Origin of the sequence: Anaerostipes sp. PC18 (assembly GCF_039789045.1) — a bacterium.
Classification (GTDB): domain Bacteria; phylum Bacillota; class Clostridia; order Lachnospirales; family Lachnospiraceae; genus Anaerostipes; species Anaerostipes hominis.
Genome location: NZ_CP121164.1, coordinates 893,081 through 914,007 on the forward strand (window position 1 = coordinate 893,081; position 20,927 = coordinate 914,007).

17 protein-coding genes and 2 tRNA genes are annotated in these 20,927 nt (G+C 47.0%); 18 read left to right on the plus strand and 1 reads right to left on the minus strand.

All coding sequences use genetic code 11. The annotated features are described in order from the left end of the window. The first annotated feature begins 101 nt into the window (after window positions 1–101). Window positions 102–1,232: a 5-methyltetrahydropteroyltriglutamate--homocysteine S-methyltransferase gene (locus P8F77_RS04955; protein WP_287517551.1), complete on the plus strand. Its 1,131-nt coding sequence runs from the start codon at window positions 102–104 to the stop codon at window positions 1,230–1,232. A 23-nt stretch (window positions 1,233–1,255) separates the two neighbouring features. Here the strand turns inward: P8F77_RS04955 and P8F77_RS04960 are convergent, their stop codons facing one another. Then, window positions 1,256–1,618 carry a TIGR04086 family membrane protein gene (locus P8F77_RS04960; protein WP_006566410.1) on the minus strand — a complete coding sequence of 121 codons (363 nt, stop codon included), beginning with the start codon at window positions 1,616–1,618 and terminating at the stop codon, window positions 1,256–1,258. Window positions 1,619–1,664: 46 nt separating this feature from the next. Here P8F77_RS04960 and P8F77_RS04965 point away from each other — a divergent pair, with 46 nt between their 5' ends. The 17 genes from P8F77_RS04965 (at window position 1,665) to ligA (ending at window position 20,927) form a co-directional block, all read left to right on the plus strand. Beyond that, on the plus strand, window positions 1,665–2,525 hold the full coding sequence (locus P8F77_RS04965; protein WP_235824527.1) for a PHP domain-containing protein: 861 nt from the start codon (window positions 1,665–1,667) through the stop codon (window positions 2,523–2,525). Window positions 2,526–2,600: 75 nt separating this feature from the next. Continuing rightward, window positions 2,601–2,744, plus strand: coding sequence for a six-cysteine ranthipeptide SCIFF (scfA, locus tag P8F77_RS04970; RefSeq protein ID WP_006566408.1), 144 nt, complete (start codon window positions 2,601–2,603; stop codon window positions 2,742–2,744). An 89-nt stretch (window positions 2,745–2,833) separates the two neighbouring features. Further along, window positions 2,834–4,195, plus strand: a complete 1,362-nt coding sequence (scfB, locus tag P8F77_RS04975; protein ID WP_024728311.1) for a thioether cross-link-forming SCIFF peptide maturase — start codon at window positions 2,834–2,836, stop codon at window positions 4,193–4,195. 15 nt (window positions 4,196–4,210) lie between these two features. Continuing rightward, entirely contained in the window at window positions 4,211–6,475 is a 2,265-nt protein-coding gene (gene secD / locus P8F77_RS04980) for a protein translocase subunit SecD (RefSeq protein WP_270432787.1), read from the plus strand. 78 nt (window positions 6,476–6,553) lie between these two features. Continuing rightward, on the plus strand, window positions 6,554–8,278 hold the full coding sequence (recJ, locus tag P8F77_RS04985; protein WP_287517563.1) for a single-stranded-DNA-specific exonuclease RecJ: 1,725 nt from the start codon (window positions 6,554–6,556) through the stop codon (window positions 8,276–8,278). A gap of 11 nt (window positions 8,279–8,289) precedes the next feature. Further along, window positions 8,290–9,117, plus strand: coding sequence for a Cof-type HAD-IIB family hydrolase (locus tag P8F77_RS04990; protein WP_287517566.1), 828 nt, complete (start codon window positions 8,290–8,292; stop codon window positions 9,115–9,117). Between the two features lie 16 nt (window positions 9,118–9,133). Continuing rightward, the gene (locus P8F77_RS04995) at window positions 9,134–10,270 is read left to right on the plus strand and encodes an exonuclease SbcCD subunit D (protein WP_287517569.1); all 1,137 of its coding nucleotides are present in this window, start codon (window positions 9,134–9,136) and stop codon (window positions 10,268–10,270) included. Then, window positions 10,267–12,798 (plus strand): SMC family ATPase, encoded by a 2,532-nt coding sequence (locus tag P8F77_RS05000; protein WP_287517572.1) that lies wholly within the window; start codon window positions 10,267–10,269, stop codon window positions 12,796–12,798. Before P8F77_RS04995 ends, P8F77_RS05000 begins: the two co-directional genes overlap by 4 nt. A 65-nt stretch (window positions 12,799–12,863) precedes the next feature. Beyond that, window positions 12,864–14,156 carry a C39 family peptidase gene (locus P8F77_RS05005; protein ID WP_287517575.1) on the plus strand — a complete coding sequence of 431 codons (1,293 nt, stop codon included), beginning with the start codon at window positions 12,864–12,866 and terminating at the stop codon, window positions 14,154–14,156. Between the two features lie 216 nt (window positions 14,157–14,372). Further along, a tRNA-Val gene (locus tag P8F77_RS05010) sits at window positions 14,373–14,445 on the plus strand. Between the two features lie 8 nt (window positions 14,446–14,453). Then, window positions 14,454–14,542: transfer RNA gene (locus P8F77_RS05015), tRNA-Thr, on the plus strand. A 123-nt stretch (window positions 14,543–14,665) separates the two neighbouring features. Further along, the gene (gene ispF, locus P8F77_RS05020; RefSeq protein WP_287517717.1) at window positions 14,666–15,229 is read left to right on the plus strand and encodes a 2-C-methyl-D-erythritol 2,4-cyclodiphosphate synthase; all 564 of its coding nucleotides are present in this window, start codon (window positions 14,666–14,668) and stop codon (window positions 15,227–15,229) included. Continuing rightward, on the plus strand, window positions 15,230–16,297 hold the full coding sequence (locus P8F77_RS05025; protein WP_287517577.1) for a GNAT family N-acetyltransferase: 1,068 nt from the start codon (window positions 15,230–15,232) through the stop codon (window positions 16,295–16,297). A 2-nt stretch (window positions 16,298–16,299) separates the two neighbouring features. Continuing rightward, window positions 16,300–17,901 carry an MBL fold metallo-hydrolase gene (locus P8F77_RS05030; protein ID WP_024728302.1) on the plus strand — a complete coding sequence of 534 codons (1,602 nt, stop codon included), beginning with the start codon at window positions 16,300–16,302 and terminating at the stop codon, window positions 17,899–17,901. Window positions 17,902–17,945: 44 nt separating this feature from the next. Further along, the gene (locus P8F77_RS05035; protein ID WP_024728301.1) at window positions 17,946–18,143 is read left to right on the plus strand and encodes a heavy-metal-associated domain-containing protein; all 198 of its coding nucleotides are present in this window, start codon (window positions 17,946–17,948) and stop codon (window positions 18,141–18,143) included. Window positions 18,144–18,244: 101 nt separating this feature from the next. Then, window positions 18,245–18,982: a pseudouridine synthase gene (locus tag P8F77_RS05040; RefSeq protein WP_287517583.1), complete on the plus strand. Its 738-nt coding sequence runs from the start codon at window positions 18,245–18,247 to the stop codon at window positions 18,980–18,982. Continuing rightward, a complete protein-coding gene (gene ligA, locus P8F77_RS05045; protein WP_024728299.1) occupies window positions 18,972–20,927 on the plus strand; it encodes an NAD-dependent DNA ligase LigA in 1,956 nt (651 codons plus the stop codon). The genes P8F77_RS05040 and ligA overlap by 11 nt, the downstream gene beginning before the upstream one ends.

The following is a 20,927-nucleotide window of genomic DNA, read 5'->3' on the forward strand; positions in this document are numbered from 1 at the left end:
ACGGCGCTTTTTTGCGCCGTCTTTTCTGTACCCAAGAGGGCGCTTTAAGAAGGAGTGAGTCAAAAGAAGTTGGTTATCAGAAGCATCCAGGAGGAGTGATCATGGACAGGACATCGTTTCCCTACTATTATGATATCGTTGGCAGTTTTTTGCGAACAGAGACATTGAAAGCTGCCAAAAGACAGTATAAACAGGGTGATATGAGTGCAGTAAAATTAAAGAGAGTTGAAAATCAGGCGGTCAGGGAACTGGTCAGGAAGCAGAAAGAAGCAGGACTTAAGGCAGTTACCGACGGAGAACTGCACAGAAGATGGTGGCATCTGGATTTTCTTTGGTATTTGAACGGAATCGAGAGAAAGAAATATAAACGGAGACCGGACATTTTCAGGGAAGAAGAGACAGAGCCGGAGACGCTTGCAGTCTGCAGCAGGATCAGCTTCGGCAATCATCCGTTTTTAAACCATTTTCGGTTTCTAAAGTCGATTGCCGGGAATACGGCGACTAAGATGACGATTCCGTCACCGGCTATGTTCCATTTAATCTGCTGTGTACACTCTGAGTCATACCAGTCGATTCCGCTTTACAGGAATGAAAAAGTTTTGTTTGAAGATATCGTCAAGAGTTATCAAATAGCGCTGAGGGCTTTTTACAATGCAGGCTGCAGATACCTTCAGTTTGATGATGTCTCCTGGGGAGAATTTTGTTCCGGGGAACGGAGGGAGGTTTATCGGAACAGGGGGATTGACACAGAGAACCTGTCAGAGCATTATGTCTGGCTGATCAACCAGGTGCTGAAAGTGAAACCGGAGGATATGGCGGTGACCCTTCATATCTGCCGGGGAAAGTTCCATTCTGCCTGTATGATATCAGGAAGCTATGAGGCAGTGGCAGAGCAGTTATTCGGTAATTGTCTTGTGGACGGCTTTTTTCTGGAATATAATGACAGTGCGCAGGCCGGAGATTTCAGGCCGCTCAGATACATAAAGAATCAGAAAGTTGCGCTTGGATTGATTTCTACCAGGTCTCCTGTGATGGAAAAGGATGAAGTAATTCAAAAGAAAATTATGGAAGCATCGTCCTATGTTCCGCTGACACAGCTTTGCTTAAGCCCGCAGTGCGGATTTGCCTCAGAAGAACAACAGAGATTTTTGACAGAGGAACAGCAGTGGGAGAAGATCAGGAATATGAAGAGAATTGCGGAGGAAGTATGGAAGATACCGGCAGGGGCTTAGAGCCCGCTGCCGGCGGCAAAAGATTATGCCAGAGCCCCGCCCAGGGTTCCTCCGGCTGCGCACAGAAGCATTGCGGTGATGCGCTCTCCGCTCATCAGTGCCTGGTTCTGATCCAGGAGAAGGGAGATCAGAAAGAGTACGGCAAAGTACAGAAGGCCTACGGCCAGGCCCCAGAGGAATTTTCTCTTTCCCATCCTTTTGCCGATGATAAACCCTGCAAATACAGACGCAGCCACATAGGTAAAGGTTACACCAAGGTTTGCCACTTTTGTGCTGACTTCGGTCTGATACATAATAAAAGCCAGAATACATAGAATAATTCCTGTCAATATGTAGGAAAAGATTAAGCTTTTTAAGATTGAAATACCGATATTTTTATTTTCCATGGGATGCCTCCTTTTAGTAAGATTTTATGCAGGAGGGGGTCATTCTATGACACATAGAGAGAAAGGACAGACGATGATTGACTTACATTTGCACTCGGATGCTTCGGACGGAACACTGAAGCCGACAGAGGTGCTGCGTGCAGCCAAACAAAAGGGACTTTATGCGTTCGCACTCACCGATCACGATACAGTCGGAGGAATTCCGCCAATCCTTTATTCGGGAGAACTTACAGATATTCATTTTATGCCGGGGATCGAGCTTTCATGTGAGGCGGAAAAACACGAGATCCACATACTGGGTTATAATATTGATATCTGTGATCAGAAACTCCTCGAAACACTGGAGGGGCTGCGTAGAGGTAGAAGGCAGAGAAATCTCTCCATGATTGAAAAGTTCCGTGAGGACGGGATACCGATGACGCTCGAAAAACTTCTGCATGGCAACGAAGAGACGGTGATCACCAGGGCACATTTTGCAAGAGTGCTGATCGAGGAAGGATATTGTGCCAGTAAAGATCAGGCATTTAAGAAATATGTGGGTGATGGATGCAAATACTATATTCCAAAGCCTTATTTTGCGCCCGGGGATGCGGTCAGGCTGATCAAAGATGCAGGAGGCACTGCGGTCCTGGCGCATCCGTTTCAGTATCATCTTTCCAACGCGGATCTTGAGGAACTGATCAGGGAGCTGATCTCTTACGGCCTGGGGGGAATAGAGGTCTACCATTCTTCCCATCATCACGGACAGATCGTGAAGCTCAGGCAATGGTGCAGGAAATATGGGATGCTGGCCACAGGAGGCTCGGACTTTCATGGGAGCAATAAACCGGACATTGAGATCGGGACGGGACGGGGCAATTTAAAGGTCCCGGATCACCTCTACGATGAACTGAAGAACTTATTGTAATTCCGAAATGAATATGATATAATGGGCAAGTTAAAAAGGGAATAAGAGAGATTCATATTGAAGGAGGAACTTGGCATGAAGCACATTAAGACTCTAACGAATAAAACATTGCAGAACACAGTAAAGAAAGGCGGATGCGGTGAGTGCCAGACATCCTGTCAGTCAGCATGCAAGACATCCTGCACCGTAGGAAACCAGAGCTGCGAACACAGCAAATAACCCACGGTGGGAAAGAGCAGAAGAATGAGAGGCGGTTCCTTTTTGAACCGTCTCTTTTCGTTAAGGACAGATAAAGGAGAAGAAGCAGCGTGGTTTATCAATACAAAAATAACGGATATAATATGGTGCTGGATGTGGAGAGCGGATCAGTCCACGTCGTGGATGATCTGAGCTATGACGTTGTTGGGCTTTACGGCACCCACACTTTGAAAGAAATACAAAAAGAACTTTCCGGATACGATGCCGGGGAGATCGAGGAAGTCTATGAGGAAATCAGGCGTCTGGAGAGCGAAGGGGCACTCTTTACAAGGGACGAGTATGAGGATTACATAACGGAGTTCAAAAGGCGCCCCACCGTGGTCAAAGCACTCTGCCTGCACATTGCCCATGACTGTAACTTGGCGTGCAGATACTGTTTTGCTGAAGAAGGGGAATATCACGGGGACCGTTCGATGATGAGTTTGGAGGTAGGAAAACAGGCATTGAATTTCCTCGTTGAAAACTCAGGCAGCAGGAGAAACCTGGAAGTGGATTTCTTCGGCGGGGAGCCGCTGATGAACTTTGAAGTTGTAAAACAGCTGGTGGCTTACGGCAGGTCTCTGGAGGAGAAACACAATAAAAAGTTCCGTTTTACTCTGACGACCAACGGCGTCCTTCTGGATGACGATGTGATGGAGTTTGCAAACCGTGAGATGGCCAACGTGGTCCTGAGCATTGACGGGCGGAAAGAGGTTCATGACAAGATGAGGCCTACCAGAAACGGTAAAGGCAGCTACGATCTGATCATTGATAAATTTAAAAAGTTTGCAGAGATGCGAAACGGAAAAAGTTATTATGTGAGAGGTACTTTCACCCATGACAACCTGGACTTTTCAAAAGATGTGCTGCACCTTGCAGACGAAGGTTTTGACCAGATTTCCGTGGAACCTGTGGTAGGACCCGAAGAGGAGCGGTACACGATCAAAGAAGCCGATCTTCCAAAAATCATGGAAGAATATGACCTTCTGGCAAAAGAAATCATCCGGCGGGAAAAAGAAGGGAAGGGCTTTACGTTCTTCCACTTCATGATCGACCTTACCGGAGGACCCTGTGTGGCAAAACGCCTTTCAGGATGCGGATCGGGAACCGAATATCTCGCGGTGACACCGTGGGGAGATCTGTATCCGTGTCATCAGTTTGTGGGGGAAGATGAGTTCTGTGTGGGAAATGTGTTTGACGGAGTCACCCGCCGTGATATTGTCTCTGAGTTTAAGAAGACCAGTGTTTACTCGAAAGAAGACTGCAGGGAGTGTTTCGCCAGATTTTACTGCAGCGGGGGATGCAGTGCTAACTCTCATAAACTGAACGGTACGATCAACGGTACCTATGAAGTGGGCTGTAAGCTGGAGAGAAAGCGAGTGGAGTGTGCACTGATGATAAAGGCTGCATTGGCTGATCAGAGTGAAGAATAAAGGAGCAGAAAACTTATGAAGACAAACAAAAATAAGAAGGGAAGATACGCTGTCGGGATTATCCTGCTGGCCGCGTTGTGTGTGTTTGGAGTTTTTATCACCGCAAAGGGGCTTGGGAAAAACAAGATAGGCCGTGCAAAAAACATCGAACTGGGTCTGGATCTGGCCGGAGGAGTCAGCATTACCTATGAAGTGGACGGCAAAAATGTATCTGATAAAAACATTGACGATACGGTATATAAGCTGCAGAAGCGTGTGGAAGGATACAGTACAGAATCCGAAGTCTACCGTCAGGGTAAAAACAGAATCAACATCGAGATCCCGGGTGTGACAGATGCCAATAAGATCCTTGATGAACTGGGACAGCCAGGAACTCTGGCATTTATGGTCCAGGACGGCAAGTCCATGAAGACAGTTCTGACCGGAAATAACGTCAAATCCGCAAAAGCACAGACAACCGAGGGAGACAATGGGGCAAAAGACTATGTCGTAGCCCTGGAGTTCGACAAGAAAGGAACCAAGGCATTTGCAGATGCCACAAAGAAGAATGTCGGAAAACCGATCTATATCATATATGACAATCAGATCATCAGTGCGCCGAACGTGCAGACTGTCATAACTAAGGGAGAATGCAGCATAACAGGAATGGAAAGCTTTGAAGCCGCCGAGAATCTGGCATCTTCCATCCGGATCGGATCGCTCCCTGTAAAATTAAAGGAACTGCGCTCCAATGTGGTTTCCGCCAAATTAGGAGTGGATGCCATCCAGACAAGTGTCAAAGCCGGTGCCATTGGATTTGCATTAGTCTGTATACTGATGATCGCCCTGTATTATCTTCCGGGAGTGATCGCATGTTTTGCGCTGGCCATCTATGTGCTCATGACGCTGCTGGCGCTGAATGGATTCAATGTGACGCTGACCCTTCCGGGTCTGGCCGGTATCATACTCGGTATCGGTATGGCGGTGGATGCCAATGTCATCATTTATTCCAGAATCAAGGAAGAAGTGTCGCTTGGCAAAAATGTGGGAACTGCCATTAAGTCGGGATTTCACAAGGCTGCCTCAGCCATTATCGACGGAAATGTGACCACGCTGATCGCGGTGGCAGTCCTCTGGTTTAAGGGGACCGGAACGGTCAAGGGATTTGCGCAGACACTCGGTATGAGTGTCCTGATTTCCATGTTTACAGCCCTGGTCATCAGCAGGTTTTTGGTTACCGCCGCATACAAATTCGGTCTGAGGAGCCCTAAACTCTATGGAAAAGCGAGAGCTTTAAAAGAACGGGATTTCATCGGAGTCAGCAGACGGTGCATGGCGGCAGCGCTGCTTGTGATCGTTGTAGGTCTGGCATTCCTGCCGGTCAATAAATCAAAGATTGGGACGCCGCTTAATTTTGATTTGGAATTTTCCGGAGGGACATCTTCTACGATTACATTTGATAAGAGTGTAAAAGTAGACGACAGCCTTGAGAAGAAGGTAGTATCTGCCTACGAAAAAGTCAGCAAATCCACTTCGGTCCAGGGACAGAAAGTAAAAGCAAATAATCAGATGGTAATCAAGTCTGTGGAATTGAACCTTAGTCAGAGGAAGCAGATCGAGAATACCATGAAGAAAGATTTTAAGGCAAAATCCGTTGCCACTGAAAATATAAGCTCTACTATCAGCAATGAGATGCAGAGGGATGCAATCGTTTCCGTGGTGATCGCAAGTATCTGTATGCTGATCTATATCGCCATCCGGTTTAAAGATGTGAAATTCGGAGCCAGTGCCATCATCGCACTGCTGAATGACGTGCTCATCGTCTTTGCGGCATACTCTATCGGAAGGCTCTCCGTCGGGGGAACCTTTATCGCATGTATGCTTACGATCATCGGATACTCTATCAACTCTACCATCGTCATATTTGACCGTATCCGGGAGAATATACAGGAGGCGGACAATACACAGCTGAAAGGCATTGTAAACAGGAGTATCATCCAGACACTCACCAGATCCATCAATACGTCGCTCACTACGTTTATCATGGTGTTTGTACTGTTCCTGATGGGAGTGTCATCCATCCGCCAGTTCGCTTTGACCCTGATGGTCGGCGTTGTGTGCGGGGCATTCTCCTCTGTGTGCATCACGGGACCGCTCTGGTACTTTATGAAGACAGGGTTTAAGAAAGAGCAGAAGGCTGCTGTCACTGACCATAAAACAGAGACCGAAAACGGGCAGGAGACCATTGCTGCGCCAAAGCCTAAGAAAAAGAAGAAGAAAAAGAAAAAAGGAATCCGATAGAACATTTGAAAACTGTGATCAGACAAGAAGTTTGATTGCAGTTTTCTTACATCACGAGAAGGGGACAAAAAGTTACTTATGGAAAAATGGTTTATCAGCAAGAAGAAAGCAGATTTTATCCGGATCGGAGAGAAATTCGGCATCGATCCGGTCATAGCCAGGCTGATCCGGAACCGGGATATCACGGGAGAGGAGGAGATACGCAGGTACTTATCCGGGACTCTTTCGGATATTTCAGATCCGTTCATGATGAAGGACGCAACGGAAGCATGCAGACTGCTCCATCATGCGATCCGTGGGGGCACAAGAATCAGGATCATCTCTGACTATGATGTGGACGGGGTGATATCTAATTATATATTGTGGAAAGGCCTCAGTGATCTCGGAGGGAGTGTGGACTTTACCATTCCCGACCGCATCCAGGACGGTTACGGAATGAATTCGGAGATGGCTGTGAATGCCAAAGAAGACGGTGTCGGACTGATCATTACCTGTGACAATGGGATCGCCGCTTTTGATCCGGTAAAAAAAGCAAAAGATCTGGGCATAGAAGTCATTGTCACAGACCATCATGAGGTTCCGTATCAAATGGAAGAAGGCAGAAAGAGGGAGATCCTGCCGCCGGCGGATGCGGTCGTGAATCCAAAACAGGAATCGTGCGTATACCCCTATAAACAGCTCTGCGGGGCCGGGGTGGCGTTTCAGCTCATGAGAGCACTTTACCGAATGGAGGGCAGGGAGGATAAGAACCTGGAACCGCTGCTCTGTTTTTTGGCCATCGCCACAGTATGTGATGTGGTGGATCTCACGGAGGAAAACCGCATTTTTGTGAGAGAAGGGCTGAACCGAATCGGTATAACTGAAAATACTGGTCTGAGGGCGCTTTTAAGGGTACACAATCTTGAAGAGGCATCTGTCAATTCTTATCATTTAGGGTTTGTCATCGGCCCGTGCATCAACGCCAGCGGAAGACTGGAATCGGCGGAAAAGGTTTTAAGACTGTTCATGGAAAAGGATATGGCCGCCGCAGAAGAGACAGCTCAGGAATTGAAAGAGCTCAATGACCAGAGAAAGGGAATGACCAACGAGGGAGTCAAAAAAGCGCTGGATCAGATAGAACAAAATGGATACGGGGAAGACAAGGTCCTCGTGATCTATCTTCCGGACTGCCATGAGAGCATCGCGGGAATCATTGCCGGGCGGGTCAAAGACAAGGTGCACAGGCCGGTTTTTGTACTGACCAAAGGAAGAGAGGGGATCAAAGGTTCCGGACGTTCCATCGAGAACTATCACATGTTTGAAGCCATGAATGAAGTGAAGGATGTCTTTACCAGATTCGGGGGACACGCCATGGCTGCAGGGTGTTCTCTGTCAGATGAGTCGAAAGTGGAGGAATTCCGCAGACGGATCAATGGCTGCTGTGATCTTAAAGAGGATGATTTCATAAAAAAGGTTTCGATCGATGTGGATATGCCGATTGACTATATTTCTGCAGAACTGGTGCGCCAGATGGCGGTGCTGGAGCCGTTTGGAAAGGAAAATAAGAGGCCTTTGTTTGCCCACAGAAAACTTTTCATTGAAAGAATCCAGGTATTCGGCGATAATAGAAATGTAATCCGGCTGTCGCTTTTAAGTAACAGGGGAACAAGAATGACGGGCATGATCTTTGAAGAGGAAGATATATTCCGTGAAAAGATGGGAGAGGGAAAGCAGTACATCACTTGCACCTACTATCCGGATATTAACGTATACAGGGGAAATGAGAGCCTGCAGATACGGATACAGCATTACTTTTTTACCTAGGGAGGACAGTTATGAGCCAGATTAAATTGGTAACCATGGATTTAGACGGAACTTTGCTGAATGACCAGAAGCAGATTTCGGAACATACGAGGGAAGTACTTGAGGAAGCAGCGAGGAGAGGCGTACATATTGTGCCGGCCACAGGGCGGATTTACAAAGCAATCCCAGATTTTATCAGGAATTTAGAGGGAGTCCGATATGCCGTCTGCTGCAATGGGGCGACGATCTATGACGCTTTGGAAGATAAAATTATATACAAGAACCACATTCCGAAAGAGACAGCTCTGACTCTGCTCAGGAAACTTACTGAATATAATTGTACCAGAGATATTTACAGGAACGGCCAGGGCTATATGGAAGGGAAATTCTATCATCATTTAGAAGATTTTGATATTAAGAGCCAGCAGAAAGACCTTATTTTAACAACCAGACAGGAGATCAATGATCTGGAAGCCTATGTGGAAGAAAACAGTGACGGCATTGAAAAGATCAGTGCCTTCTTTGGTGATCTGGAAGAGAGAAAACGTGTCATGAAGGAACTGAGTGATCTGGGGATTGCCAGCGTTTCCAGCGCACTGTTTAATAATATAGAGATTACTCAGATGGGATGTGACAAAGGAGACGGAATCACACAGCTTGCAAAACATCTTTCCATACCGATCGAGGAAACGATGGCGTGCGGGGATGCAGCCAATGATACATTTATGATTCAGGCAGCGGGCTTCGGTGTAGTGATGGAGAATGGAATAGATGAACTGAAAAATATAGCAGACTTTGTTACAAAATCCAATGAGGAAGACGGAGTCGCCTATGCCATCGAGCGGTTCGCGCTGAACTAAAGGGGAACGAAAGATCATGAAGCTTTTGCATATGGCTGACCTGCATTTGGGCAAGACAGTAAATGGAATGAATTTTATAGAAGATCAGAGACATGTGCTTACACAGGTACTGGAACTGATGGAGAAGGAGCCCGTTGACGGGCTCCTTTTGGCAGGAGATATTTATGACCGGAGTATTCCTCCGGCTGAGGCTGTGACCTTGTTTGACTGGTTTCTGACAGGTACGGCAAAGCTTATGGTGCCTGTTTTTTTAGTGGCGGGAAACCACGATTCGGGCGAGAGGCTGGAGTTTGGGCAGAAGCTTTTCGGACAGCAGAACATTTATATGGAAGGGACGCTTAGAGAAGAATTCCCCGCTGTCAGGCTGGAAGATGAATACGGGCCGGTCTGCCTGCACCTGCTTCCGTATTTTAAGCCGGCTGAGGCAAGAGCATTGTTTCCTGAGGATGAGATCCGCACACATGAAGATGCCATGCGCTCCGTCCTCGCCCGTCATCCGGTGGACAGGACAGAGCGGAATGTGCTGGTCACCCATCAGTTTGTCACAGGGACGGAACCTGTCAGGCAGTCTGATTCAGAACTGTTGCTGAGTGTGGGAGGGACAGAACAGATTTCTTACACCATTTTTGAAGGCTATGACTATGCTGCACTTGGGCATATCCATGGCCCTCAAAAAGCGGGAAGGGAGACCGTGAGATACAGTGGTTCCCTACTTAAATACTCTTTTTCTGAAGAATTTCACAAGAAATCTGTGACGCTGGTTGAATTGAAAGAAAAAGGCAATATAACACTGACAGTCTACCCGCTCAGGCCCAGACATGATATGCGCCGGATCAAAGGAAAACTTGGAGACCTACTCGATCCGCAGGTGGTTGAGGCCGCCGACTGTGAAGACTATATCAGCGCTGTGCTGACAGATGATGAGGAACTTGCAGATCCTATGGAAAAGCTCCGTGCCTCTTATCCGAATATTATGGAACTGAACCTGGAAAAAAAACAGAGATCCGGTGGCGGTGAGGTTTATGCCGATGTCCGTGAAAAGACACCGCTGGAACTCGGGGAATCGTTTCTTAAGCTGACCTGCGGTGAGGCAGAAGAAAAGAGGATGGAATTTCTTAAAAAACTTCTGGAAGAAGGAGGATTGGACTCATGAAGCCATTATTTCTCGAGATCAGCGGATGGGGCCCATATGCGGGCAAAAACCAGATTGATTTTTCAAAATTTCAGGGAGGACTGTTTTTGATCACCGGGCCTACCGGCTCCGGGAAAACTACAATATTTGACGGGCTGACCTATGCTCTCTACGGAGAAGTCAGCGGAAGCATCCGCACGAAGGAAAATCTTAGGAGCGATTTCGCTTCACAAAAGGAAGATACCTATGTGATCCTCGAATTTACACACAGGAATGAGAAGTACCGGGTAGAGCGCCATCCGAAATATAGGAGAGCCAAAAGAAAAGGTTCGGGAATGACGGTAAAAAAAGAGGATGCTGTGCTGACTTTGCCTGATGGAACTGTAAAAGCGGGAACGTCCAAAGTTAACGAGGAGTTAGCCCGCCTCCTCTCTATTGATTATGACCAGTTCCGCCAGATTTCCATGCTGGCACAGGGGGAATTCCAAAGGCTGCTCATAGCAAAATCCAGTGACCGGGCAGAAGTGTTCCGCTCTATTTTTCATACGCAGATCTATAAAAGAATCCAGGCTTTGGCAGGTGAAAAAGCCAGAGCTCTGCTTGGTGAAATACGTGAGATCACAAATCAGATGGAAGAGGCGGCCAAACTGTCAGGAGAAGATCCGGCATACGAAGAAATGAGGGAAAACAAAGATTTCCCGTCTGTGATCGCTTATCTTAAGGCCGATTACAAGGAAAAGAAACAGCAGGCAGCCGAGGCTTTAATAAACAGCAGGCATAAGAGAGAAGAGTTTGACTCAAAGAAACAGATTTTTGAGCAGTCGAAGACAATATCTGAGGAGGCAGAAATTCTGGCTTCCCAGATCCGCAGTCTGGAAGAGGAATTAGTAAAGCTTAAAGAAAAGCGTGAGAATATCCGGAAAAAGAAGCAAGAACTTTACAGCCTCAGGGATGTGATGGATCTTAAAAAGGAGCGTCTCGGCGCATTAAAGGAGATCAAAGACCAACTGGAACGATTGGGACAGCTGGAAACAGAATATGAAAAAGCCAGTCAGAAAGAGTTCGGGCAGATCAAGAGGACCAGGATGGCAGTTTACCAGGAATGGCTTGAAGCAGAGGAAGAGGCAAAGGCTTCTTCTGAGATTTTTAAGCGTCTCTCAGATGAATTTGATCAGGCTGAATGCGAGTACCGGAGGGCAGATACATTAAGGAAAGAAGAACAGGGCACCTATATGGAGATGCAGTCCGCTTTTTATGCGGGCAGCATTGGCATTTTGGCAAAAGATTTAAGGGCAGGCAAACCATGTCCTGTCTGCGGTTCCATGGAGCATCCAAAGCCGGCCAGGGTTCCTTCAAAAGCTCCGGACAGGGAGCAGATGGAGGCACAAAAAGACCGGGCAGAAAAGGCAGAAGAACTTTTCCGTAAATGGTATGAAAAAATGCTGGAATTGAAAGAACAGAAGAATACGGCAGAGACACAATGGAAAAGAAAACAGGAAGAGCTCGGAGAAGAACCTGAATATGAGGAGATCACGCGAGAAGAAGCCTGTTCAGCGGAAAAGCTTTCCAGACAGGAGGAAGAAAAATGTCTGGCGGACATCAGAGAACAGCTGATGAAGGCAGAAGGTCAGATGAGGGCGTTCAGAGAACAGCTGAAATCGTGGGGCAAAGCGGAGGAACTCCAGGAGGAGCATCTCATGCTTTCAAAAGAGCTGGAAGAATATGAATCCGGGAAAGACCGGCTGACGGCAGAGAGCATCGAGTCGGAAACGGCGCTTTCCAAGACGCGGACTCTCCTGGAGGAACGCCGTGCGGATTTTGAGGAAAAGCAGAAACAGCAGGCTGAGCTTGAACGCGGGAAGGTTTCAAGAGGTGAACTGGAGAAACTGGAAGAAGAGATCAAAAAAACAGAGGAGGAAAGAGAACAGCTTGCCGTGCTTGTGCATCAGAGACAGAGGGCACTTTGTTCTTTAAAAGAGAAGCAGAAAAAGAGAGAAAAGCTTGAAGAGAGTTACGGCATTGTGGGAGATGTGGACCGGCTTTTGAGCGGAAATAATGCACTTCGTCTGACCTTTGAACAGTTTATTCTCATTACTTATTTCCGGGATATTTTAAAGGCCGCAAATATCAGGTTTCTGAAAATGACCGGAGGGCGGTATGAGATGTTTCGGAGTGAGACAGTCACAGATGCCAGAAAAAAAGATAATTTAGAAATAGAAGTAATGGATTATTATACCGGAAAGCGCAGGTCTGTAAAAACCCTCTCGGGCGGTGAGTCCTTTAAGGCGGCACTGTGCCTGGCATTGGGACTATCGGATATTGTCAGGAACAGCGCCGGAGGCATTGAGATCGAAGTTTTGTTTGTAGACGAGGGGTTCGGTTCCCTGGACAGTGAATCCTTAGAACAGGCAGTTTCCTGTCTCCAGGAGCTCTCCGGAAAAAACAGGATGATCGGCATTATTTCCCATGTTCCGGAGCTGTCTGAGCGGATTGAAGAAAAAATTACGGTCCGTAAGAAAAATATGGGGAGTATCATTGAGAAATTGTGAGAAAAGGATTATAATAAATTTCGGGGGATGGAGAATAAATGAGTGAGCTAAGGAGTGAATACAGAATGAACAAACACATGAAATCCATCTGCTCTGCTGTACTATGCGGCTGCCTTGTAGTGGGCAGCAACACGTTTGCATACGGTCAGGAAGCAGCAGCAACGGCAAAGACAACAGAACAGAGCTCGGCAACAGATCAGACAACAGCGTCCGAAAGCACATCGACAACGGCTGCACAGACAGAAGCCACAACCACGGCACAGCCGCAGGAGACGACGGAACAGCAGACGACAACGGCGCATAAGGACCAGAAAACGACAAAAAAGAAGAAACAGACATCTAAGGCTTCTAACAAAAAGACAAAAAAGATCAAACAGAAAAACAAAGTCAAAAAGCTGAAAAAGAACAAGAATCTGAAGGAAGAAAAGACAGTTTCCAATATTATCCCCAAGATCTACAATGACACGCGTCTCAGCATGAAGGATAAGAAGGAAACCATCGCAGGTTTTACCTATTTTAATCAGGGAGATTCCGCCTGGAACCAGAATGGCTACTGCATTAAGAGCAGCGGCTGCGGACCTACTGCCATGGCAGTGTGTATTACCTCGCTGACCGGCAAGTGGGTAACCCCGCTTGACACGACTGTCTGGGCATATGAGCATGGTTATTACAGTAATGCAGGTTCTGCTCATGAAGTTGTGCCGGCCCTGGCTAAAAATTATCAGCTGGGCTGCAATGGACTCGGAACGGACTATAAGAAGATCAGGGATGCGCTTAAAAAGAAGCATCCGGTAGTCGGTCTCATGGGACCTGGCTATTTTACCAAAGGAGGACATTTTATAGCTCTGGTGGCGATCGATGACAAAGACCAGGTCACGGTTGCAGACGTGGGAAGCAGACAGCGCAGTACATACAAGTACCGTTTAAAAGATGTGATCGAGCAGTCTAAATCTGCATCCGCAGGAGGGCCATTCTGGGAGATCTATAATCCCGGAAAGAAAGAGAAAGCTGCACTGAAGGCCAAGAAGTCAAGAGAAGATGCGGAAAAGACAAAGGAACAGCGGCAGAAACAGCACCGCTATAATGACTTAAAAGCAGTTCTGGTGCAGCACCAGAGCGTTGTTGTTCCATTAAAAAGGGGAACCATTGTGACGGAAGAAAGCTTTGTGACTCTGTTGGATATTGATTCCAGGGATCATGTATCCGTAGAATTAAAAGAACAGGTGATCAAAGATTATTCTTTGAAGACGGTTGTGGATGAACTGCAGACGAAGGCGATCAGCCAGACCTTCTGGGAGATGACCCATCCGATGGAAAAGAGCCAGGGACCTACCCTGTCTGATTTCTTAAAAGATTAAACTGAGCAATAAGCAATACGGTCTGAACCGCGGACAGACGCGGTCAGGCTGTATTTTTTCTTTAATAATAAGAGTGAAAGGGTTCAGGCGATGAGGTGGATTTGTCTGCTTTGTTTTTCAAGGAAATCGTGAATCTGGAAACTTTTTAAAAAAAAATTTAAAAAATTGTTGACATTTTTCGCATTATTTTATATACTAATTTTTGTCGCGAGACAAGGGATCATAGCTCAGCTGGGAGAGCATCTGCCATACAAGCAGAGGGTCATAGGTTCGAGCCCTATTGGTCCCATTTTTGTCAGCCGTTGTGGCTCAATTGGCAGAGCAGCTGATTTGTAATCAGCAGGTTCATACCCGTAGTGTCAGCAGTTCGAATCTGCTCATCGCTATGAAAAAGGCATGTTTTTTTAGAACATGTCTTTTTTTTGTATCTTGCATGGAATTATATTATAATAAAGAAAATGAGATATTCTATATAGATGACAGAAAAATATGAAAGCGAGGTATGGGATATGAGAGTTGGAATGGGATATGATGTGCATAAGTTAGTAGAGGGCCGTCCTTTGATTTTAGGAGGCGTGCATATTCCATACGAAAAAGGACTGTTAGGACATTCAGATGCAGATGTGCTTCTGCATGCCATCTGTGACGCATTGCTCGGAGCCGCGGCTCTGGGGGACATCGGCCGGCATTTTCCGGATACAGACCCCAAATATAAAGGTGTGGACAGCATGAAACTGTTAAAGAAGGTCAGGGAACTGGTGGAGAAAGAGTGTTATCTGATTGAAAATGTAGATGCCACTGTGATCGCACAGAGACCCAGGCTGGCGCCCTATATTGAAGATATGACAGAGAAGATCGCAGAGACACTCGGAGTCGGAAGAAGACAGGTCAACGTAAAGGCGACCACGGAAGAACATCTGGGATTTACCGGTGAAGGACTTGGGATCAGCGCCCAGGCGGTCTGCATGCTGACTGCAGTAGATAATTATATCTATGAAGACGTATTGAGGCCGGGCGCACAGACCGGATGTCAGGGATGCCAGGGATGCCAGGGATGCCGGAAAGGGGAATAGATGGAACTTGTTTATGACGACAAAAGCCACAGGGATCTGATTTTTCAGATGTATCAGGATATTTTTAAGGACCCTGAAAAGTTTGCGGAGTATTATTTTGATGTGATCTATCCTAAAAATCAGGTGCTCATGGCATGGGACGGCGTCTGGCTGCAGGGAATGATCCACCTGAATCCGTACCGCATGAAGATCTCAGACAAAGAATTTGATGCACATTATATCGTGGCTGTGGCCACAAGGAAAGAAATGAGGAGAAAAGGCGTCATGCGAAAAATGCTTTGCAGGGTCCTCAATGATATGGCAGAGCGAGGTGAGCCGTTCACATATCTGATACCTGCCGACAAGGCTTACTATGAACCTTTCGACTTTGTGTTTGTGATGGACTGGGCAGAGACAGAGATCACAGGGGAAGCGGGCGCAGTTACAGGTTCTCCGGAACAGTTCCAGGGAGATGATATGCAGGAAGTACTTCGGTTCTTAAACCGGCAGATCCGGTCATATGATATTTATACGGTGATAGATCAGGATTATATACAGCAGGCGGCAAGGGAAGCAAAAAGCCAGGACGGAGACTTGATGGTGTTCAGAGAGCACGGTGAGATAACCGGAGTTTTTGCATACGGAAAAGAAAAAGATACAGTATATATACGGTTGGGATTCGGTACAGATGAGAAAAGATTTTTAGAGATGATCAGCAGAACATTTCCGGACAATAAAATCGAGATATCCGCGGGCTGTCTGAAACAGGGGAAAAAGGTCCCGAAGATCATGTTCAGAATTACATCCCTTGAGGCGCTGTGCCGCTGCCTGAAGAGCAGAAAAAAAACAGAATTTATTCTTACTGTAACGGACCCTGTGATCGGGAAGAATAACGGAACTTTCCTGTTTTCCGCCTCAAAAGACGGGACAGAAATCCGCCCTTCATCCAAAAAAGCTGTGGGAGAGCTGTCGATCGGTGATTTCTCAAAAGCAGTATTTGGATACGGCGGGGAGGAAGTATTGGAGAGGCATCCGTGTCTGAGAGAACTGATACCATTGGACGCCGTATATATTACCGAGGAGGTATAACTATGAAATTAATGTTTATCGGAGCAGACCATGAAGTAACGGGCAGCTGCCATTACGTGGAGGCGTGTGGGAAGCGTTTTTTGGTTGACTATGGAATGGAGCAGGGAAAGAATGTTTATGAGAATGCAGAACTTCCGGTGAATCCGTCAGAAATTGACTTTGTGCTGCTGACCCACGCCCATATTGATCATTCGGGACTGCTTCCGCTTTTATATGCCAATGGCTTCAGGGGCAGTATCATTACCACAAAGGCTACCAAAGAACTCTGTGACATCATGCTCCGTGACAGCGCCCATATTCAGGAGTTTGAGGCGGAGTGGAAAAACCGGAAGGCCAGACGGTCGGGGAAGCCGGAAGAGCCTCCTCTGTATACGATGGATGACGCGGTAAGTGTTATGGAGCAGTTCATAGGCTGTCAGTATAACGAGAAATTAGAACTGAGCCGGGGCATCAGCGTCCGTTTTACAGATATAGGACATCTGCTCGGCTCCGCCAGCATTGAGGTATGGCTCACCGAGGCGGACACGCAGAAAAAGCTTGTCTTCTCCGGTGATATCGGGAATAACAACCAGCCTCTGATCAAAGACCCCCATTATACGGAGAGTGCAGATTATGTGGTAATGGAATCCACATACGGAGACCGTTTTCATGAAAGTCATCCCGATTACGTCGGTGAACTTGCAGGTTTGATTCAGAAGACGTTTGACAGGGGCGGAAATGTAGTTATCCCGTCATTTGCGGTTGAAAGGACCCAGGAGCTTCTGTACTATATCCGCCAGATCAAAGAGGAGCGCAGGGTGAAGGACCACGGAGATTTTGCCGTGTATGTAGACAGTCCTCTTGCAGTGGAGGCCACCAACGTTTTTCAGGAAAACATACATGATACATTTGATGAGGATGCCATGGCACTGATCAATCAGGGCATCAATCCGATCACTTTCTCCAATCTGAAATTATCCATCACAAGCAATGATTCCAAGGCGATCAATTTTGATGAAGACCGGAAGGTGATCATCTCCGCTTCCGGTATGTGTGAGGCGGGAAGGATACGGCATCATTTAAAGCATAATCTGTGGAAGCCTGAAAATACCATTGTGTTTGTCGGATACCAGGCTTACGGCACATTGGGCCGTGCTCTTGTGGAAGGTACGAAAGAAGTCCGGCTGTTCGGTGAGACTATCAAAGTAGAAGCCGATGTGGTGCGCCTGGAAGGAATGAGCGGACATGCGGACAAAAAAGGACTCTCTGTTTGGGCGGAGGCTTTTAAAGACCAGCCTGAAAAATTTTTTATCGTTCACGGAGAGGATGAAACCTGCGACAGCTTTGCCCAATACCTGGAAAGTGAATGCGGCAGGAAGGCGGAAGCACCGTACAGCGGAGATATTTTTGATTTGGCCGCAGGAGAGTGGGAGCTCAGAGTTGCGCCGAAAAAAGTGCCGGAAAGCAGGAAGAGCACGAGAAGAGCCAATGCTGTATTTGCAAGGCTGCTGGCTGCAGGTGAGCGCATGATGTCTGTCATACGGAAAAGTGAAGGCGGGGCCAACAAGGATCTGGCCAGATTTGCGGATCAGATCAATGCTCTCTGTGACAAATGGGAGCGATGACAGCATAAGAGCATTATAGGATGTGATCATGAAGGAGGAAACAGATGAAGGTTTTAAAGTCTGATGAGATGCTGTGCGACCACTGTGTGGACCGGATAAAGATAGGTCTTATGGACGCGGGCATTGAAGCGGAAGTTGAACTGAGTGACAAAAGTATCATCCTTCCGGAAGATGATGATACACTGATCGAAAAAGCAAAAGAAGTTTTGGGGGAGCTGGGGTATTTTGCACAGGAAATATAAAATACCCGGATGATCCGGGAACTGTCTATAGAGACGTGCAATTTTCAGGCAATCGTGATACAATTATTAAGTATGACATTTTTAAGGATATGGGAGAAACGATGAAGGAAGAGAGACGGAATGAAAACTCCGCCGTGAGGATTAATAAGTTTTTAAGTCAGGCAGGCGTGTGTTCCAGAAGGCAGGCTGATTTTTATGTAGAGCAGGGCAAGGTGACGGTGGACGGTAAGACGGCTTTGCCGGGGACAAAGGTTTTTGAAGGCCAGGAGGTCTGTTTTGAGGGGAAACCGGTTCGGATCAGCAGTCAGACCGTATATCTGGCCTACAATAAACCGAAAGGGATCGTATGTACATCCAGCAAAGAGGAACCGGATAACATCATCGATGCCATCGGATATCCCTCCAGGATCTATCCGGTGGGACGGCTGGACAAGGATTCCCAGGGACTGATCCTGCTGACCAACGACGGGGAAGCCGCCAATGAGATTATGAAGGCCAGGAATTATCACGAAAAGGAATATGAAGTGAAAGTCAGCAAAAGGATCACCAATGACTTTATCCAGGGAATGAGAAACGGTGTGCCCCTTTCAGAGCTTGACACAGTCACAAGGAAATGTACGGTCAAAAAAGAAGGTCCCGAGAACTTCAGGATCATCCTGACCCAGGGCTTAAACCGGCAGATCCGCAGAATGTGTGAATATTTTGGATACAGGGTTACCAAACTAAGAAGAGTCCGGGTCATGAATATCAGGCTCGGCAATTTGAAAGAAGGATCCTACCGGAAGCTTACGCCGGAGGAAATAAAAAAGTTAAAAGAGGAACTGATCCGTGAAAGATAAGTTTGACCGAATGAAAGAGCTGATCCATATCCTGAGTGAGGCATCCAAAGCCTATTATCAGGAAAACAGAGAGCTCATGAGTAATTTTGAATATGACAAGCTTTATGATGAACTTTTGGAGCTGGAGAAAGAGACAGATACGGTGCTGGCCAACAGCCCGTCTGTCCATGTGGGATATGAGCTTTTAACTTCACTGGAAAAAGAACCCCATTCCTCCCCGATGCTTTCCCTGGACAAGACAAAAGAGGTGGGACAGCTGGAAGAATGGCTGGGAGACCAAAAGGGCCTTTTGTCATGGAAATTGGACGGGCTTACCATTGTCCTTACGTACCAGGACGGCGTACTATTAAAAGCCGTGACCCGGGGAAACGGGGAAGTGGGAGAGGTCGTCACAAACAATGCAAAGGTATTTGTAAATCTGCCCAAAAAGCTCGCATACAAAGGAACCCTTGTAATCCGGGGAGAAGCCGTGATCCATTATTCTGATTTTGAGCGGATGAACGAAGAGATGGAAGACCTGGACAGCAGATATAAAAATCCGAGGAATCTTTGCAGCGGTTCTGTCAGGCAACTGAACAATGAAGTGACAGCCAAACGGAATGTCCGCTTTTATGGTTTTTCCGTGGGGGATGTTCCGGATGTGGATTTTCATAATTCTGTAGAAGAGAAATTCATCTGGGCAAGATCTCTTGGCTTTGATATCGTGGATTATGTGGCAGTGACGAAAGATACGGTGGCAGAGGAAGTGGAACGCTTCTCGCAGGCCATTGAGACCAATGATCAGCCTTCCGACGGACTGGTGCTGATCTATGATGATATTGCATACGGCAGGAGCCTTGGGACGACAGCCAAATTTCCGAGGGATTCCATCGCTTTTAAATGGGCGGATGAGATTGCGGAGACTACACTGAAAGAGATCGAATGGAGCCCGTCCAGGACAGGACTGATCAATCCTGTAGCGATCTTTGATCCTGTGGAATTAGAGGGGTCTACGGTCAGCAGGGCAAGTCTCCATAATATCAGCGTGATGGAAGAACTGGAACTTGGCGTAGGAGATCAGATTTCCGTATATAAGGCCAATATGATCATTCCACAGCTGGCAGAAAATCAGACCAGAAGCGGCGATGCACCGATCCCGGATACCTGTCCGGCCTGCGGAGGAAAGACGGAAATCGAGGAAGAAAACGGGATCCGCACCCTGGTCTGTCCGAATCAATTCTGCAGTGCTAAAAAAATTAAGCTGTTTTCGCACTTTGTATCCAGGGATGCAATGAACGTGGACGGACTTTCAGAGGCATCTCTGCATAAGATGATGAACAAGGGTCTTTTAAACGAACTGTACGATTTATTTACCCTGAAAGATCACATGGAAGAGATAATAGAGATGGAAGGCTTTGGGGAGAAGTCCTTTCATAACCTGGTGGATGCCGTTGAAAGAGCCAGAAAAGTGACACTTCCTAAGTTCTTGTACAGCCTTGGCATCGCCAATGTAGGTCTGTCCAATGCAAAGCTGATCTGCCGGTACTTTGAGGATGACCTGGATGCCATCAGAAATGCGGATGCCGATGATTTCACAGTCATTGACGGTATCGGACCGGTCATCGGTGATGCTGTCAGCGGATACTTCCGTCTGGAAAACAACAGGCAGACTGTGGATGGACTGCTTCAGTACGTGGAGATTGAGAAGAAGCAGCCCGAAAAGACAGAGAAAATATTGGACGGCAAGACTTTTGTCATCACCGGTTCTTTAGAGCACTACGAAAACCGAAAGCAGCTCCAGGAGCAGATCGAACTGCTGGGAGGAAAAGCGACCGGCTCCGTGACGAAAAAAACAGACTATTTAATCAACAACAATAAAAATTCCACTTCATCCAAAAACAAAAAGGCCATGGAGCTTTCCATACCGATCATAACAGAAGAGGAATTTATGGACATGATAAAGTAA